Source organism: Paraclostridium dentum (assembly GCF_012922555.1).
GTDB lineage: Bacteria > Bacillota > Clostridia > Peptostreptococcales > Peptostreptococcaceae > Paraclostridium > Paraclostridium dentum.
In genome coordinates, this window is record NZ_WIPK01000080.1 from 1 (window position 1) to 627 (window position 627).

At 51.7% G+C, this 627-nt stretch carries 1 pseudogene; it reads right to left on the bottom strand.

Features of this window, described 5'->3' with window-relative positions:
• A pseudogene (locus tag GFJ41_RS20970) lies at positions 1-423 on the bottom strand (thioredoxin domain-containing protein); the annotation flags it as partial.
• Positions 424-627 lie beyond the last annotated feature (204 nt).

Genomic DNA, 627 nt, shown 5'->3' on the forward strand with positions numbered 1-627 from the left:
CTTCTTTATGTCTGCCTCGATGTCAGAGGTCAGGTATCTCCTGCTGTAACGCTTGAACGGGATGCCATCTGGGCCGATGAGGAACTTCTCAAAGTTCCAGGAGATGTCGTTTCTGCAGACGGGACTCCAAATGATGCATTTGGGGTCCCCCATTAATGCAGTCGGCTCGTCGCTTGGGAAGGGAAGTTTCTCCTTTAGGAAGACGAAGAGTGGATGAGCGTCATTCCCGTTCACATCGGCCTTCTCCAAGAGCTGGAATTTTGGCTCAAAGCCATTTCCAGGACGGACGTATTTCAGCGACAGCAGGATCTCATCATTTTTACAGTTTTCCTGATGGCCGAACTGGTTGCAGGGCACTCCCAGGATAACCAGCCCCTTCGCGGAGAAGCGCGCGTGGAGCTCGTTCATCTGGGTGTAATCCCTGACGGTGGTGCCTCAGAGAGACGCCACGTTCTCGACCAGCACCACTTTACCCTGCAGGGACGACAACTTCAGCTCCTCTCCGCTCAGCGTCTTCACCGTTATGTCGTAAAACGACTTAGCGGTTGCCATGTTTTTTAACTCGTTAGTTAACAAAGTCTACGCAGAAAGCAAAGACCTCAACTACTATCGGTCAACTGAAGTGTC